This window comes from Gottfriedia acidiceleris (assembly GCF_002128425.1).
In the GTDB taxonomy this organism is placed as follows: Bacteria; Bacillota; Bacilli; order Bacillales; family Bacillaceae_G; genus Gottfriedia; species Gottfriedia acidiceleris.
Window position 1 is genome coordinate 172,692 of record NZ_NESS01000006.1, and the last position, 15,720, is coordinate 188,411.

At 32.3% G+C, this 15,720-nt stretch carries 15 protein-coding genes; 8 read left to right on the forward strand and 7 right to left on the reverse strand.

Going from position 1 to position 15,720, the window contains the following annotated elements:
* Positions 1-4: 4 nt before the first annotated feature.
* Positions 5-1,234 (reverse strand): sensor histidine kinase, encoded by a 1,230-nt coding sequence (locus tag B6K90_RS13270; protein WP_088013252.1) that lies wholly within the window; start codon positions 1,232-1,234, stop codon positions 5-7.
* Positions 1,235-1,353: 119 nt separating this feature from the next.
* Positions 1,354-2,499, reverse strand: coding sequence for a metallophosphoesterase (locus tag B6K90_RS13275; RefSeq protein ID WP_167555360.1), 1,146 nt, complete (start codon positions 2,497-2,499; stop codon positions 1,354-1,356).
* Between the two features lie 224 nt (positions 2,500-2,723).
* Here B6K90_RS13275 and B6K90_RS13280 point away from each other — a divergent pair, with 224 nt between their 5' ends.
* Positions 2,724-3,986, forward strand: coding sequence for an ATP-binding protein (locus B6K90_RS13280; protein ID WP_167555361.1), 1,263 nt, complete (start codon positions 2,724-2,726; stop codon positions 3,984-3,986).
* Between the two features lie 85 nt (positions 3,987-4,071).
* Here the strand turns inward: B6K90_RS13280 and B6K90_RS13285 are convergent, their stop codons facing one another.
* Complete coding sequence (locus B6K90_RS13285; RefSeq protein WP_088013255.1) at positions 4,072-4,848, reverse strand: class I SAM-dependent methyltransferase; 777 nt, start codon at positions 4,846-4,848, stop codon at positions 4,072-4,074.
* A 144-nt stretch (positions 4,849-4,992) separates the two neighbouring features.
* On the opposite strand from B6K90_RS13285, the gene B6K90_RS13290 reads away from it, so the two are divergent.
* Together B6K90_RS13290 and B6K90_RS13295 are read left to right on the forward strand one after the other, a co-directional pair.
* A complete protein-coding gene (locus B6K90_RS13290; protein WP_088013256.1) occupies positions 4,993-5,313 on the forward strand; it encodes a hypothetical protein in 321 nt (106 codons plus the stop codon).
* A 66-nt stretch (positions 5,314-5,379) separates the two neighbouring features.
* On the forward strand, positions 5,380-6,057 hold the full coding sequence (locus B6K90_RS13295) for a Dph6-related ATP pyrophosphatase (protein ID WP_088013257.1): 678 nt from the start codon (positions 5,380-5,382) through the stop codon (positions 6,055-6,057).
* 208 nt (positions 6,058-6,265) lie between these two features.
* Here B6K90_RS13295 and B6K90_RS13300 read toward each other — a convergent pair whose 3' ends face one another.
* Positions 6,266-7,261, reverse strand: coding sequence for an NAD-dependent epimerase/dehydratase family protein (locus B6K90_RS13300; protein ID WP_088013258.1), 996 nt, complete (start codon positions 7,259-7,261; stop codon positions 6,266-6,268).
* Positions 7,262-7,281: 20 nt separating this feature from the next.
* The gene (locus tag B6K90_RS13305; RefSeq protein ID WP_088013259.1) at positions 7,282-7,653 is read right to left on the reverse strand and encodes a DUF2500 domain-containing protein; all 372 of its coding nucleotides are present in this window, start codon (positions 7,651-7,653) and stop codon (positions 7,282-7,284) included.
* Positions 7,654-8,318: 665 nt separating this feature from the next.
* Between B6K90_RS13305 and B6K90_RS13310 the strand changes: the two genes are divergently transcribed.
* From B6K90_RS13310 to pheA, 3 genes are all read left to right on the forward strand, one after another.
* Positions 8,319-8,756, forward strand: a complete 438-nt coding sequence (locus B6K90_RS13310) for a galactokinase (RefSeq protein WP_088013260.1) — start codon at positions 8,319-8,321, stop codon at positions 8,754-8,756.
* A 262-nt stretch (positions 8,757-9,018) separates the two neighbouring features.
* Complete coding sequence (locus B6K90_RS13315) at positions 9,019-10,005, forward strand: LacI family DNA-binding transcriptional regulator (RefSeq protein ID WP_088013261.1); 987 nt, start codon at positions 9,019-9,021, stop codon at positions 10,003-10,005.
* A gap of 103 nt (positions 10,006-10,108) precedes the next feature.
* Positions 10,109-10,957, forward strand: coding sequence for a prephenate dehydratase (pheA, locus tag B6K90_RS13320; RefSeq protein ID WP_088013262.1), 849 nt, complete (start codon positions 10,109-10,111; stop codon positions 10,955-10,957).
* A 49-nt stretch (positions 10,958-11,006) separates the two neighbouring features.
* Here the strand turns inward: pheA and B6K90_RS13325 are convergent, their stop codons facing one another.
* Positions 11,007-11,294, reverse strand: a complete 288-nt coding sequence (locus B6K90_RS13325) for a hypothetical protein (protein ID WP_088013263.1) — start codon at positions 11,292-11,294, stop codon at positions 11,007-11,009.
* A 139-nt stretch (positions 11,295-11,433) separates the two neighbouring features.
* Positions 11,434-12,855: a sigma-54 interaction domain-containing protein gene (locus B6K90_RS13330; RefSeq protein ID WP_088013264.1), complete on the reverse strand. Its 1,422-nt coding sequence runs from the start codon at positions 12,853-12,855 to the stop codon at positions 11,434-11,436.
* 323 nt (positions 12,856-13,178) lie between these two features.
* Between B6K90_RS13330 and B6K90_RS13335 the strand changes: the two genes are divergently transcribed.
* Together B6K90_RS13335 and B6K90_RS13340 are read left to right on the forward strand one after the other, a co-directional pair.
* On the forward strand, positions 13,179-14,390 hold the full coding sequence (locus B6K90_RS13335; protein WP_088013265.1) for an ornithine--oxo-acid transaminase: 1,212 nt from the start codon (positions 13,179-13,181) through the stop codon (positions 14,388-14,390).
* Between the two features lie 14 nt (positions 14,391-14,404).
* On the forward strand, positions 14,405-15,691 hold the full coding sequence (locus B6K90_RS13340) for a Glu/Leu/Phe/Val family dehydrogenase (RefSeq protein WP_088013266.1): 1,287 nt from the start codon (positions 14,405-14,407) through the stop codon (positions 15,689-15,691).
* Positions 15,692-15,720 lie beyond the last annotated feature (29 nt).

A 15,720-nucleotide genomic window follows, 5' to 3' on the forward strand; every position in this document is an offset into this window, starting at 1 on the left:
TTCTTCATTCATTTTCATATTGCCAATTCGGTAAATAAATTCGAAATATTGATCCTTCGTTTTCCTTACTACTTACTTTAATCTTACCTTTAAATTTTTCGATAATATTAAAGCAAACAGTTAATCCAATCCCTGTGCCTCTTTCTTTTAGTGAGTAGAAGGGAGTACCGAGCTTTTCAATTGTTTCTTGAGACATTCCAATTCCTGTGTCTATGATTTCAATAAGTGCATATTCATTTTCCTGTAAGAGATTGATCGTAATTAGTCCACCGGTATCATGCATTGATTCGATTGCATTTTTCATCAAATTAACGAGAACTTGCTTGAATTCGATTGGATTTATTTTCGTATATAGTATTTGATTAAAGTTTAATTTGAAACAGCTGCTTTGACTATTTGCCATCGAGGCAAGTAAATCAGTTACATTCAATATTTCTTTATTTACTTCTACGACTTGGAGCGTTTCGGTTTGAGGTTTTGCTAGTGATAAATAATCATTAATAATGGTTTGAGCGTATTCTAATTCTTTTAGCATCGTATCGACATAGTATTTTTCGTCTGAGTTCATTGTTTTTGTTTTTTGAAAAAGTTGTGCGAAACCTTTTACGACAGTAATTGGATTGCGAATTTCATGTGCGATCGTTGCAGCTAGCTGACCAATCGAATTTAATTGTTTCGCCTGTTGTATTTCCTTGTGATTGGCTTCTAAAGCTATGACCTTCGTCTCTGTTTGTAAAAATACAAATAAGAGTATTAATTGTATGGAAAGGAATTCTAAAATATTGCCGACAGGATCTAAAGCTATATAAGAGTACTTTTCTTTTAGATTTGAAAATGAGATTAGTAATACAAAGGTAGGTCCAATTAGAATATTTAATACCCAACCGATATAAAATGCTATGCGATTATACAAAAAGATCGTAAAGATTGGGATGATTGCTACAAAACTATACATTGTTGATGTGTCTGGGTATGTCCAAAATTTAATATACACATAGATTGAAGAAATGGTCGTAAATAATACTTTTGAAAATGTGTTATTCTTTTTAAGAAAATAAAATAAAGAAAAAATAACAACGAATAACAAGATAACTTGAGTAATAAGTTCAATTGGATGATCCTTAAAAGTTAAAGGAGAGAGTGTAATTCCTACTAGTAATAAAGAAGTGAGTGAAGCCATAAAAAAAATATAAATTCGACGGCTTCTTTTGTTGTAGTACTCTGTATTTTTCATGCTTCAATCTCCGTTCTGAAAAGAAACTTTCAATAATATTCTACACTTTTCAGAAAATTATTAATAGATAAATTATGACAATATTAATATAAAAGAGACCAAAAAATTCTTTTTGGTCTCTATTTAGAAAATGAAATAGTAATCGTAACAATCTCAGATGGGTTACCTGTTCTAATTGGAGGTCCCCAAGTTCCAAATCCTGATGAAACGACAAAGTGTGAGTGCTCTTTTTGTAAATAACCCCAATCAACTTCGTAAAGTCGACGGGTAATTAAGTGATTTGGCATAAACTGGCCGCGATGTGTATGTCCGGACACTTGTAAATCTATGCCTAATTGAGTTGGGATTTCTAAATGATGGGGCTGATGATCAAGTAAGATAATTGGTTTTGTATGATCGATTCCTTCAAGTAGTTCATGTAAATCTAAGCGCTTTTTACTTGCAAGGTCTTTACGACCGACGATATAGAAATTGTTATCAACTAGTTCTTTCTCATCTAATAAAATGCAAATACCAGCATCTTTTAAATGCCGGGCAAGTAAATCTAAATGCCCACCATAATAATCATGATTTCCAGGTACGGCGTATGTGCCAATCTTTGGTTTTAACTTTTTCAACGTTTGGACCATATTTTCCTCAACAAAAGGGGTAATATCTTCGTCAATTATATCTCCAGCAATCAAGACTAAATCAGGAGCAAGCTTATTAATTTTTTCAACAAGAAACTCTAACCTTTTATTCGTGACTAATGTGCTTAAATGTAAATCCGAAACTAGTACGATTGAAAGCTCTTTGTATTGTTCATTTGTTTTTTCAACATGGATGTCATAATGAACAATCTGTGTGTCTAGTGCACTTTTTCTACCTTTTACTATAAGGTATGTGATACATAATATGACAATTGTTCCAAGTATCGCAGTTATACTACTTGTCTTGAAAGATGTAAATTCTCTTAAAATCAGTCCAATTAAATCAGCAACGATGATAAAGAAAATTAAATAATAAAAGATGGCTAACCAGTATGCTCCTATTTTATGAAGCGGTTTAAATAAAGAAGTAGGAAGCTTACTCTTTAGTACTCTTGAAAGAATGTACGCAAAAGTTATAAACAGAAATATGATCCAATAGATTATTTCTATTGTTGGATTCGTCCATCTATTTAGAAAAGCATTAATATAGCTCCACCCATTAAGACCTATGTAAAAATTAATTAAGAAAAAGAAAATCATAACCAAAATAATATTTAATACGATTCTTTTATTCATATTGATCCCCTTCATACGATAGTGGTAAGGTACTTCTAGTATAAATGTTTAAACTTATAAACGCACTTATTTAACTTTCTAATAAAATGAAAAAAATATTAATCGACAAAACATGAAAAATAGTGGTAGTTAATAGGGTAAAATAAAGGATTTTTGGAAGTTTTGTCGTATTATTTTTATGTTGATTATATTTGGAAAATTTAGAATCTAGTGAGGATAAAAACGTGTTAATCGAAAAACTTTTGCTACATGTTTTAATCATATTAAGTCCAATATTAATATACAGTATTATTTATGAAAGGCATGGCTATAAAGATAAAATTTATCTATTTGGCATGTTTCAGGCTGTAGCAGGCTTTTTTTGCATGGCCTTTCCATATCCTGCATATGGGCTATTTTGGGATTTAAGATATATTCCATTAACTATTGCCTTTCTTTATTGCGGCTATCGTTGGGGGATCGTGACTTTTTTAGCGATCTTATTAGCTAGAATAATTTTAGGTGGAGACGCTATCATTTTTGGTATGATCAGTATCACCTTATCCTCACTAGGATCTTTCATTTTATTTAAATGGTTTTGGACATTCAGGCCTAGACAGAGAATAATTGCAACAGCTCTTATTAGTTTATGGCCAGCTTTAGTTCAACTAGGAATCTTATTTTCTTTTTTATTCGTAAATAAGATTAGTTTTAAAAGCGATTACAGACTATTTGGGTTAATTTTAATTTTTATTGTAATAGAGTTAATTGCAATCACTTTAGGAGCAAAACTGATTGAAACACTAATTGAAAATAAAATATTACATAAAGAAATCCAAAGGGCTGAGAAACTCAATACGTTAAGCGAAATGGCAGCTTCTATTGCCCACGAAGTTCGAAATCCACTTACTGTCGTTAAAGGTTTCCTACAATTAATGCAAGAAAGCAAAGACAATCAGTCTATTGAGTATTTACCGCTAGTATTAAGTGAATTAGGTAGAGCGGAAGGAATCATTAATGATTATTTAAACTTTGCCAAACCACAATTTGAAAAAGTAGAAACGTTCAATTTAAAGCAATGCGTTTCAGATGTCGTCACCTTATTAGTTCCTTTAGCTTTAAAGCAAAATGTTAAATTAAAAGGTGATACAGAGGTCGAAACATTTATAAATACGGATAAAGATCAATTTAAACAAGCACTAATAAACCTAATTAAAAATGCTATTGAGGCAACTGACTCAGGTGGGTTTGTACATACGAAACTCCACGAAGAAAAAGATAAAACGGTCATTACGATTAGAGATAATGGAAAGGGAATGACTAAAGAACAACTTTCACGTATTGGTACACTATTCTATTCAACTAAAGAAAAGGGAACTGGGGTAGGAACAACGGTTTCTGTTCGAATCATTGAAGCAATGAACGGAACAATCTCCTTTGAGAGCAGCGTTTACGAAGGAACAAAAGTAACGATTAAACTACCAAAAGTTGAACCTAAAGATCGTTAACTAATGGAAATCAATTGGTTGGAACATAAAAAACGCTTAGAATTTAGACTAAGCGTTTCTGTTAATATGAATGGTGTCCTTAACGTTATTTCTTTCTAGCAAACCAAACTGTCCAACGGTCTTTTTCAATAATAGAAGATTGATGCAGTAGCTTATTACTGATAAATTTTACTAGTTGATTTAGCTCTTCATCAGTAAGTTCATGAAGGATTGATCGGCCTGTTCTGAGTAATAAATCACTCCGAAGTGAATCTAGATTAGTATACATACGTCTTGTTTCCCAGAGTTTTATTGTATTTTCTATATGAAACCCAGCTGACTCTAATGTTGAGTTCATTACTTGTGTATCATATCTTCTGGAAATTTCTTTCGTTTTCAATTTTGGGTATAGATCAAAAAAATAACCGCGTATATGGCTATTGTCTCCAGGAAGTAAACAATCTCCTGGCGTCCGGTCTTGTACGATTAATATTCCATTCTTTTTTAGTAAACGATTTGCCTCATTGAAACAGGCATTTAAATTATCTAAATGATGTACTAAAGCTCTTTCCAAAACTACATCATAATTCGAAGATGGAAGTTTAGTATTATATGCATCTCCTTTTCTAAAAGAAATGTTACTGTAGTCTTTACAATTTTCAGCAGCACCTTTAAGCATTTCCTCTGAAAAATCTACCCCCGTAACGTGGTTTACTTTTAACGTAGTGAGAGCTTTCGAATAAATCCCTCCTCCACAACCTATATCAACTACATCTTTTCCAAACAAATCGATGTTATCCCTCATTAACTGAATCCAAGATTGATCTGCCTCTCTAGTTGTATAAGTCTTTTTATTTTGTGCATCGTGGAAGTTGATGGTCATTTGATAACCTCCCTAAAATTTGATTCAAAGAGTCTTTACTATTAGTATAGACGAAGATATTACACTGAATAATATCAATAAGTTATTGGCATTAATAAGATATTTTTATTAAGAAAAGCGTCAGAGAAAAAAGGAATGGTGAAAATGGAAGGTACAATAGAAAGATTTGAAAGCTTAAGAACTGAACTAATGAATCACTATGAAGCATCGAAAGGAAGTATTTTTGGACATAAAGGATTAAAAATACAAGGCAAAGTTTTTGCGTTCTATAATGAACCAAATATGGTTGTAAAGCTAAATCCGGAAGATGTTGAAACAGCATTAAAATTAAAAAGAGCAAAAAACTTTGACCCGTTGGGTGGTAAACCTATGAGAGAATGGGTTGAAATTCCATACGGAGATCATCAGTGGTTTGATTATGCGATAAAAGGTATGACATACGTTAAAAGTTTACTAAAAAATTAATAGAAGGATATAGATAGAGATTTAAATCATAATCTATCACTTTAATTTTAAGGGAGAATGATATAAGTGAACAATCGTAAAGTGGCAGTCTCTTGGAGCGGTGGGAAGGATTGTTGTTTAGCATTAGATTTACTAATTAAAAATAAATATGAAGTGGCTTGTCTAATATCAATGGTTTCAAAAAAGGATGAAAGGAATCATGCGCATGGGACTCCGCTTAATTTCTTACAAATGCAAGCTGATGCAATTGGAATTCCTCTTGTCATGATTGATTCGGCAGGTAAGTACGAGGAGTCAATGATTAATGGATTAAAAACAATAAAGGAGCAATTTGATCTTTCTGCAATTGCATTTGGTACATTATATGTCGAGGAAGATCGACAATGGAATGAACTAGTTGCAACCAAAGCAGGACTTGAACCGATTTTCCCGGTGTGGATTAAGAAAAGTGAAACCACTAATTTACTAGACCAATGGATCGCGACTGGATACGAAGCAACTATTTGTAGGGCAAGAGAGGATATTTTTGATTCTTCAATAGTAGGTAAGGGTTTAAGTAAGGATTTAAAAGATCTATTCATTAGCAAAGAAATCTGTTTAATGGGAGAGGGCGGAGAATATCATACGTTTGTAACGGATGGACCACTATTTAAAGAACGCTTAAATATAGTAGATGCAGATACAATTCTAAATAGTGGATTATGGTCTTTAAATATTAAAGAAATACAAACAGCTATTAAATAGATTTCTAGAGATGGCATATAGGGTAGACCAGGAAAAGCTGCGAGCGTAGGAAGAACTGCAATTTAAAAATACTAAAACTGTAAATAAAAAGCCTAGTACATTCAATTAATAGCCAGAATCAACATAAATTTTCTAGATTTAAATGAGGTCAACCAAAAATAAGCTAAAATCACTTAAATAAAATCAATTTAGGTGACTTTAGCTTGTTTTATTTTTGAGCATTTGTATTTAAGTACCAGTCAGCATATCGCTTAATACCTTCACTAATTGATACTTTAGGTTCATAGTTTAAATCATTTTTAATTTTTTCGATATTTAATGTATAGTCATAGCTTAAGAAATATGCAATATGCTTGGAAACTTTTGGTGGTTTGCTAGTGATCCTCGCAATTATTTCTGAATTCAACGCGATAAATGACAGTAGTTTTGGTGAGATATTTTTTATATGCAACTCTTTATTTAAGGCAAAGAAGAGTTGCTTAAGCACGTCAATAAGATAAATAGGTTGATCGTTTGTAATATTATAGTATTCACCATTAAAGGCATTATCTACATTCATACAAGCTATGATCATATCGACAACATTATCGATATAAGTAAAGTCCATTAGAACTTGTCCTTGATGAACTAATGGAATTCCGCCATTTTCATTTATCTGTATAAATCTTCCGAAAATCGTATGATCGAAAGGACCGAAAACTTGTCTAGGTCTTAGTGATATTGCCGGTAGTCCTTTTTCAATAGCATCTTCAATAATTAAATCTGCCATGTGCTTTGTTTTAGCGTAGTAATTAGAGTGTTTTGATGGTAGCGGGTCACTTTCTTTAACATTTTTACGACTCTCACTAGTGAAGTACACACTTGGTGTCGAAATATTAATAAACTTTTTTAAATCTGTTGACAGTGCAACATTAACAATATTCCTTGTACCAACAACATTTGTTTTCTCAAATTCAGAAAAAGGTCCAAAAGGTGCTGCAAGTGCAGCACAATGGATTACATAATCTACATTTTTTATATTTTCTTCTAATAAGATGGTATCGTTTAAATCACCTTTAAGAAAGGTGACATTATCCATATCAATGAAAAATTTAGCTGCTTCTTCATTTCTTCCAAAGGCTACAACGGAATATCCCATATCACTTAATTTTTTAGTAGTATGTTTTCCTAAAAAACCTGTGGCACCACTTATGAAAACTTTCATTATTCCACCCCAAAAAGAAATTATTGTCGCTCAAAGTTTATGAATCTAGTTCCTTGGTAAGTTAGTTTTCCAGTATCATTTTCTACTAATTGACCATAAATAAACCCATCAACTTGAAATTCAATTCTGTCTCCGGATTCGACCTCAAGTGTAACATAATAATGTGTGGAGGAATGAGCGAACTGGTTCGTATTATTGCGCTGAATGTAATCTATTCTTTTTGAAACTATTTTTGCTGGGACAATTAATTTCGGTTGTTTATTATTATAATTCCATTGCTTTAATCCCTTTATTAGTGCAAAAAATATACCTGCAAAAACGAAGACGAATATGATTGGAAATACAAAAGCAATAATTTTAAAAATATCAACCCCTGCATCAAACCCTGACATTTCTAAGACCCCCTTTTAGTTTATTGTATGGCTTTTACTTCTTAATTGTTTTTCTTTAAATTAGACTATATATATAGTTTATTAAATTTTCTGAAATCAAATCAATGGAAAATATAAACTTACTTCTTTCATCTAGCAAAATAAATTGGAATGTGTATAGATTAACGTTAAAATATTTTAGTGAATTTTATTTCTTTTATTATTTAGATATAATTCTAGAATTGATCATTTAGTAAAAAATGTAAAATAATTACTATTGATAATCTAATAGAACTACTATCCAAAAAAAGCTTTAAATTAAGCGGAAATATCGTTATTTTACTTATATGAGCATTAATTGTGACAGAATAAAAAACTAAGTAAAAAATCTTTCCATTTTAGTAAATTTTAGTTAGATTAATTATTGACCAATAATATCCATGGGAGTAGGATACTCTTAATAGAACTCTTTTTTCTCTCTATTATGTTTCCTTTGCCAAGGTAATAGTTATTACTAGCATAGATGCTAGCAAGATTGTTATCTACTAACATTAAGAATTTTAATAAAACCGTGATAATAAATGAGGAAACCTAGGTAGTGAGGAAATACAGTGTTAGATGATTCAAGATGATCGAATAGCGGTTAGGATTATCATGGAAAATTAGTTTACAGGAGTGATAACGAAATGAATGTTAAGGATTTAGTATCAGTTTACAATCAGTATTACAGTCATTCTAGTTTACGTGTTTTTTTTGTATCAGGCCATTCTGACGAAATAGAAGAAATTACTGATTTTGATAGAAATGATCAGCATACTCCACAAACATTTGGTATTTATGTGATTTTGTCTAGAACAGAGTCGCAGCTAATTAAATTAGTATCCTTAAATTTTGAAGATTTAGGAATCGTTGAAATTTCTTTAAATGATTTAGGAGACGAAATAAAGCATGACTGGACTAGCTATTTAAAGAAGGTGATAAGCTATTTAAAACAAGCAGGTTATCGTATTAATAGGGGAATGGATATACTTATTTACAGTAATCTTCCAAATGAAGTAGGATTATCCTCAACTAGATTAATTGAAGCTTTGACAGGTACTATGTTAAAAACTTTATATGAATAGAATCAAGAACCCACATCTATATTTTCAACAACTAAAAAGTAAATATGTTTACTCCAGAAAAATTAAATTCTCCTCATGTAAATTATAATATTTCAAAACTACATAAATAAAACTTAATTATAAGATCTTTATTAAAAGAAAATAAAATATGTAAAAAATTCTCCATATTTAATGAATAACCGTACAACCTTCAACTGTTAAAATTAATTAAAGTAATAGTTTCGAAAACAATTCAGATTGGAAGGTTACGAGGAGAGTTGTAATGACTACAATTAAAGAAATTGCGGAAAAAGCGGGAGTATCAATTGCTACTGTATCAAGAGTGCTTAATTATGACCCTGCATTATCAGTAAGTGACGATACAAAACAAAGAATTTTTGAAACAGCAGAAATGCTTTCATATAGGAAAAAATCAAAGGCAAAAAAGAATATTGCTAAAATCGCACTTGTAAAAGGTGACAATGGAAATGAAGAATTAAGTGATTTATTTTATATGCTTGTTCGATTTGGAATTGAAAATAAGTGTGAACAACATTCTTTGCATATTTCTACTTTTTTTCGGGGAAATGAAAAGGGGATGTTTGATGAGCAAATACTTGGTGTGATTGCAATAGGTAAGTTTGATGATCATCAAATAAGCTCATTGAAAAAAGTTTCCAAAAATATTGTGTTTGTTGATTTTTCACCAGATGAAGAGAAATACGATTCTGTTGTTACAGACTATGAGAATGCTATTATAAAAGTTTTGGATCATTTTATTTCGCATGGACATCAAAAAATTGGATATATTGGTGGACGTGAGTACGATAAGAAGCTAGGTCAGAAAGTTAATTCTCGAGTGAAAACATATAAAAATTATTTAGAGGAAAAGGGACTCTTTCGAAAAGAGAATCTGTACTTAAGTGATTTTACTGCTGAAGCAGGATTTAATTTAATGAAAAAGGCAATCCGAGAACAAGGTGGGGAATTACCAACAGCTTTTTTAATTGGTTGTGATACGATGGCTGTCGGATGTTTAAGAGCACTTCATGAAGCAAAAATACAAGTGCCCGAACGTGTAAATATAATCGGAATGAATGATTTTGTGTTTTCAAAATATCTTTTTCCAAGTTTAAGTACTTTAAAGGTATACACTGAATTGATGGGTGAATCTGCAGTAGATTTATTAATGGAAAGACTTTTAGGTAGGAAAGTAGCCAAGAAAGTGATTGTTCCAACGACGTTAAAGGTTCGTCAAAGTAGCCTTTAATGCAGAAAGATGTGAAATTTGTAAGATAATTGCTAAAAATTAAACATTTTACTTTTAATCCTAACTCTTTTTAGTATAATTAAAAATTAAAAGGAGTGGGAACGTGAAGGTTGGGTATTTAGGTCCCGAGGCGACTTTTACACATGTCGCAGTTCGGTCTGTTTTTAAGAATGATGAACATATTGCTTATTCTAGTATTCCAGTTTGTATGGACAATGTAGCTGAAGGTGAAGTTGATTTAGTTGTCGTTCCAATTGAGAATTCGGTTGAAGGATCCGTGACTACAACAATTGATTATCTTGTACATGAACAGCCATTAAAAATGGTTGGTGAAATTATTATACCGATTAGACAACATTTATTGATGGCAAAAGGACAAGCACACCGAGTAAAGGATATTGAGGTGATTTATTCTCATTCACATGCATTAGCTCAATGTCATACTTTTTTACATAATCAGTATAAGTATACAAAGCTAGAACCAGTAACTTCTACAAGTGCTGCAGCTAAAATTGTTAGTGAGCAATCTAATGAGTGTATAGCGGCAATTGCAAACGAATTTGCGGCAAAAAAATATGGATTAGAAATTGTTGCTTCAGATATTCATTCTAATTCGTATAACCATACGAGATTTATTGCTTTACAAAGACAAGATGCTAAAGTGGAAACAAATTATTTTGAACCTAAACATACTAAGGCAACTTTAGTAATAAATATGCCGGAGAACCGCGCTGGTGCGCTTCATCAAGTGCTTTCTGCATTTGCCTGGAGACAGATTGACCTTTCAAAAATTGAATCTCGTCCGACGAAAACTGGATTAGGAAATTACTTTTTCATTATTGATGTTGAGATGGGGTATGATGATGTTTTATTACCTGGAGTTAAGCAAGAATTAGAAGCTTTGGGCTTTAGTGTAGAAATTTTAGGAAGCTACTCAACAATCTCATTATAAGAAAAGAGAAGGTTTATGAGCCTTCTCTTTTATATTTTTTATATTTACATTAGTAGTAATAAGGGTAAGGAGGAGGACAATAGTATCCTGGAGGACAGTATGAGTATGGATAACCATAGCCATAACCATATCCACCGTAGAATGGGAAAAACGGGAAAAATGGAAAAAATGGACGGAAGAATGGACGGCCAAATCCGAATCCAAACCCTGGTCTACCAAATCCAAATCCTGGTCTGCCAAACCCGCCATGAAAGCCTCCAAATCCACCGTGACCAAATCCACCGTGACCAAATCCGCCACCAAACCCATGAGGACGATATTCGTGTTCATTTTGCATGTTAACAAAACCTCCTTTGCTTATGAGTCTTACATATTCAAAATATGCAGGACAAATGTGGAAGGTTTGGGCACATTTCATTTTAAAACGTACTGTATAATTAAATTTCCTTAATATAAAAATTTAACATTATCAAAAGTTAATCGTTCAATAAATTAAACTTACGAATACGATATTGTAAGTTTTGTCTACTAATGCCTAATTTTTTTGCAGCTTGTGTAATATTGCCATTATGATCATTTAAAACATTAATAATATGTTGTTTTTCTTTGTTCAATAAAGTATTTTTTAAATTTGATTTTTCATCTGTTGATTCTGATTGATGTAATTTAATTTCTCTATTTTGTTGGGCAATTGGTGCGGAAATTGTAGTTCTTTTTTCATTAAAAAATCTAGATGGTAAATGTGTAGTAGTGATAGTTGTTTCATTTTCTACTAAGTTCATTGCCCCTTCAATCATATGTTCAAGTTCGCGTATATTTCCTGGCCAGTTATGATTCAGGAAGAAATTTGCTACATTTACATCTAAATTAGTTACCCGGTGGCCGAAAAGACGATTATATTTTTGAATAAAGAAGTTTGCTAGCAATAATATATCATCGAAGCGTTCACGTAGTGGCGGAAGAAATAATGAAACGACACTTAGACGGTAATATAAGTCTTTACGTAAATGATTATTCGCGATTGCTTCAATAGGATCTTCATTTATTGTAGCGATAATTCGGACATCTAATTCTTTTTCGTTAATCTCACCAATTCTTCTAACTTTACGTTCTTGAATAACCCTTAAAAGTTTAGCCTGTAAGTTAGGGCTAAGTGAATTAATTTCATCTAATAATAATGTACCGCCATTTGCCTCTTCAAATAATCCAGGTTTATCAATTGCTCCGGTGAATGCTCCTTTTTTTGTCCCAAAAAGTATACTTTCAATCAAGGATTCTGGAAGTGCGGCGCAGTTTTGAGAAATGAATGGCTTTGTTGCTCTTTTGCTAGCATTATGAATACTTTGAGCGAATAGTTCTTTACCTGTTCCAGTTTCTCCTACAATTAAAACTGATGAAGAAGTTTTGGCGGATCTTTTTGCATCTTCAATTATGCTTTTAAATGCCCCGGATGTTCCGATTAATTGTTCAAATGTATAACGAGTATTTCGATTTTGTAAAATACCTTCTTGCACAGATTGCTTTAATTCCGTCACGTCACGAACCATTTCAATAGCTCCAATAATTTTATTTTCTTTCATTATTGGGTAAGTATCATTGATTGTCGTAACTTCTTTTCCCTTATTATTAAAATAAGATTGTTTAATATTTTTTCGTACTTTACCTTTTTGAAGGGCTTCAAGTAAGGTGCTCGATTGGTTTTTTTGAAATGTGAAGACATCTAAAAGATTTTTATGTAAGACATCCTCTTCATTCATCATTTCGATTTCCATCATTTTGCGGTTATACACCATTGTATTTGCTTCTTGATCAACTACATGTATACCGATATCTATTTCTTCTAATATTAATTGTAATAATTCATCAACAGCTAAAAAGTTTTGTTTATCATTTTTCATATAATTCTCTCTTTTCATTTTAACAATTGAATAATTTGCACTTCTTACTATTTTTGGTAAGATTAAAAGGCAGTTTTTTCCTAATGTGCTAATTTTCTTTGTTTAATCGTTTTTTGCTGCAAATATTCTATGCATATTTTAATTAATTTTGCACCATAATGCAAAAATATTTTGCGGTTAATTGAAAACGGTATCATGTTTAAGGATGAATAACGCTGAGAATAAGTACATTTTGTGAATTTTAATTTACTTAACATGTTTGGCACGGAAATTGCTTATTATTTTAGTAAGACTAAAAATTAATCAATATTGGGGGAACTCAAATGACAACTAATTCTCAAAAAATCATTGACCAAACAAATCAATATGGTGCTAAAAACTATCATCCACTTCCAGTAGTAATCTCTAAAGCTGAAGGTATTTGGGTTACAGATCCAGAGGGTAACAGATATTTAGATATGTTAAGCGCATATTCTTCTGTAAACCAAGGACATCGTCATCCTAAAATTATCCAAGCTTTAAAAGATCAAGCTGATAAAGTTACATTAACTTCTCGTGCTTTCTATAGTGAAAACATGGGTGAGTGGTATGAAAAGGTAGCAAAAGTTACTAACAAAGATATGATTTTACCTATGAACACTGGTGCTGAAGCTGTTGAGACAGCTATTAAAGCTGCTAGAAGATGGGCTTATGATGTTAAGGGTGTAGAAGAAAACCAAGCTGAAATTATTGCATGTGTTGGAAACTTCCACGGACGTACGATGGCTGCAGTTTCTTTATCATCAGAAAAAGACTATCAACGTGGATTTGGACCATTCTTACCAGGAATTAAGTTAATTCCTTATGGCGATATTGAAGCATTAAAAGCTGCAATTACACCAAATACTGCTGCATTCTTAATTGAACCAATTCAAGGTGAAGCTGGAATTAATATTCCTAGAGACGGATTCTTACGTGAAGTAGTTGAAGTTTGTAAAAACGAAAACGTATTATTTATTGCAGATGAAATTCAAACAGGTTTATGTAGAACTGGTAAAACTTTTGCATGTGATTGGGATGAAGTAATTCCTGACATGTACATTTTAGGTAAAGCACTTGGTGGCGGAGTATTCCCAATTTCATGTGTTGCTGCAAATCGTTCAATCTTAGGCGTATTTGAGCCAGGTTCTCACGGATCTACATTTGGTGGAAATCCATTAGCTTGTGCAGTTTCTGTAGCTGCTTTAGAAGTTCTTGAAGAAGAGAAGTTAGCTGAGCGTTCAAATGAGCTTGGAAACTACTTTATGGAAAAATTAAAAGAAATCGATCATCCTCATATTAAAGAAGTTAGAGGACGTGGATTATTTATTGGTGTTGAACTTCATGTACCAGCACGTGTTTATTGCGAAGCATTGAAGAAACAAGGTTTATTATGTAAAGAAACACATGATACAGTAATTCGTTTTGCACCACCATTAATTATTTCAAAAGAAGATTTAGACTGGTCAATTCAACAAATTAACGAAGTATTTAGCCAATATAAAGCAACTGTATAAATGGAGCGATAAAAATGACAACTACAATCCCACAAAATGAAGTACAAAACAAAATCAAAGAAGAAGGCAGAGAATTAATTGAGTCTACTCAAGAAGTAATCTCAGAAGCACTTCATAAACTTGGTTATTCAAAAGAACTTTATGAGTTATTAAAAGAACCATTACGATTTTTAACAGTTCAAATTCCGGTAAGAATGGATGATGGCTCAGTGAAAATTTTCACTGGCTATCGTTCACAACATAATGATTCTGTAGGTCCAACAAAGGGTGGAATTCGATTCCATCCTGAAGTTAATGAGGACGAAGTAAAAGCTTTATCAATGTGGATGAGCTTAAAATGCGGTATCGTTGATTTACCATACGGTGGGGGAAAAGGCGGTATCATTTGTGATCCAAGAAAAATGTCAATTTTTGAGTTAGAGCGTTTAAGTAGAGGATATGTTCGTGCGATTAGCCAAATCGTTGGACCAACAAAGGATATTCCTGCTCCAGACGTATATACTAACCCACAAATTATGGCTTGGATGATGGATGAATACAGTAGAATTCAAGAATTTGATTCTCCTGGATTTATTACTGGTAAACCTCTAGTATTAGGTGGATCAGAAGGACGTGAAACAGCTACAGCTCAAGGTGTTACAATTTGTATCGAAGAGGCTGCTAAACGTAAGGGAATCGATTTAAAGGGTGCTAGTGTCATTGTTCAAGGATTTGGAAATGCGGGAAGCTTCTTAGCGAAGTTTATGATAGAAGCAGGTGCAAAGGTAGTCGGAATTTCTGATGCACTTGGCGCATTATACGATCCAAACGGTTTAGATATTCATAGCTTACTAGAAAAAAGAGATAGCTTTGGAACAGTAACTAACTTATTTACTGATGTAATTTCGAATAAAGAATTACTTGAAAAACCTTGTGATATTTTAGTTCCAGCTGCAATTTCAAACCAAATTACAATTGAAAATGCTCACAATATTCAAGCATCAATTGTAGTTGAAGCTGCAAATGGTCCTACTACTCTAGAAGCTACTAAAATATTAACAGAGCGCGGAATTTTACTAGTTCCAGACGTATTAGCAAGTGCTGGTGGAGTTTCTGTTTCTTATTTTGAGTGGGTTCAAAATAACCAAGGTTATTACTGGTCTGATGAAGAAGTTGCTGAAAAACTTCGTGAAAAAATGGTGCGTTCATTTGATAGTGTTTACCAAACATCAGTTAACCGCAAAGTAAATATGAGATTAGCTGCATATATGGTTGGTATTCGTAAAATGGCGGAAGCTTCTCGTTTCCGTGGATGGGTTTAATAGACTAATAGGCTTGCTCCAGGTGGAAA